Below are 1,929 nucleotides of genomic sequence, written 5' to 3' on the forward strand. Positions count from 1 at the left end.
CCCCGCAGCCGGCGTACCGCCCGTGCGCGGCGATACGCCACCCTGGCTGGAGCAAGGCGCTGCCGTGCTGATGCCGAAGGCGATGCAGGACCTGGCGCTGCCCAGCCGGCGCCATCCCGGCGACGCGCCCGCCGAGCCCCTGGAGCCGATGCGCGCCTGGGTGCGCCTGCGCGCAGCCTTGCTGAAGCATCTCAAGCCGGATATCGAAGGCAGCGCCGCCCACTGGCAGGCCGCCTATGCCGAGGCATGGCAGCGTGTCGAAAGCCGCCGCATGGAGGGCTCGCCCGAGTCCGACGCGGTGCTGATGGCGATCGTCGTCAAGCTGTCTTCCCAGTATTTCCGCGACGACGACGGCCTGGGGGCCGCCGGCGTTGCCTTCATGGCTGGCCGGATCGGCCTGGAAGGCGCCGTGGACGCCTTGCTGACGGCGCAGACCATGGGCGCGCAGCTGGGCTGGGAGCGCGATACGCGCAAACGCCGGCTAAGCCTGAACGACGATGTCGGCGAGGCGCTCGGCGGCGGCTATGCCGGCATCCACAGCGATGCCGAATGGCAGGTCCGCGGCTTGCTGGCGCGTGCCGGCCAAGCCCAGTGGCAAGCCTGCGCGGACAAGATCCGCGCGGCGCTGCCGCTGCTGCCGCCGTCGCGCCAGCCGGCGATGGCCATGCTGCTGCCCGACCTGCCGGCACTCAGCAACGAGACCGCGCTGCGCCTGCAAGGTCCCGCCGCGCCGGCGTCGCTGCACTGGCTGCAACTGACCGCGACCGATCCCGCTGCAGTGGCCGTCGCCCAGCGCCAGAAGGTGGACGGTTGGGGCAGCAATTTCTGGGGCGCGGAGGACATGGTGGCCACCGTGCTGCGCGAGCGCGGCGCCGAGGCCTTGCCGGTCCTGGCGCCGGGCGCGGCCATCGAGGCGGCCGGCGAGGGCCTGGCGGCGATCGGCCTGCCCGGGGCCGTTGCCGCGTTGGGGCGCGTGGCCGCCGGCAGCAAGCCTGCCATGGCGCGCTTCCAGGAGGCCACGCGCCGCTGGCCGCTGGCGGCGCTCGCCGCCTTGCCTGGCCTGGCGCTTGCCGGCGGCAAGGATGCCAGCCTCTACGCGGCCAGCCTGACGGCGCTGCTGCAGGCGCATCCGGCGCAGGCCGAGCGCGTGCTGCCGTGGCTGAGCCCGGGCGAGGGCGACCTGCTGCGGCAGTTGCAAGCCCGCCTGGCGCAGCCTGCCGAGGCTGCCGCCATGGAAGACCTGCCAGCCGTGCTGGCCGATCCGCCCTGGCTGCGCAAGAAGCGCGCCGCAGCGGCCGGCCCGCTGGCGCTGGCCCCGCTGGATCTGGCCGCGGTCGAGCGCTGGGACGAGGGCCAGCGCGAGGAATGGCTGGCGCAGAACGAATGGCAGTTGCGCCGCTATGACCAGGCCAAGGCCGGCGACGTGCAACAGCTTGCCAGCGAGATGGGGTTCGACCGCTCGCGCGCCAAAAAGAACGGCATCCTCGCGGAGGCGATGGTGGCGATCCGCCAGCGCGATGCCCAGGCGCTGATCGCCGCCTGGCAGGCCGTGCGCAAAGCCACCAGTTGGTGCTCGCTCGATGGCATGATGGCGTCCTTGCTGCCGGAGGAACTTGTGGTGCCGCTGTTCAATGCCGCCGCCAGCGAGGGCTCGGTCAGCAACGACGCCTATGTGGCTGCGCGTTTCGGCCTGAAGGTACTGCCCGGCGTGCTCGGTACCGTGCGCCGCGCGCCTACCGAGGGGCTGCCGCTGGCGACGCCTTTCGGCGCGATCGAGCTGGCGGCGCCGGCGGCACGCGCGCTGGCGCGGCTCAAGTCGCTGCGCGAAGCAGGCCGTGCCTGGCTGCTGCGCCATCCCGAGCATGCCGCGGCCGGCCTGATCCCGGCCGCCGTCGGCCGTGCCGGCGAGGCGCGCGACGAAGCCGCCAT

At 73.5% G+C, this 1,929-nt stretch carries 1 pseudogene; it reads left to right on the forward strand.

Going from position 1 to position 1,929, the window contains the following annotated elements:
- Window positions 1-1,929, forward strand: a pseudogene (locus tag P3W85_RS10450) (WGR and DUF4132 domain-containing protein); the annotation flags it as partial.

It is taken from the genome of Cupriavidus basilensis, assembly GCF_029335485.1.
GTDB lineage: Bacteria > Pseudomonadota > Gammaproteobacteria > Burkholderiales > Burkholderiaceae > Cupriavidus > Cupriavidus basilensis_E.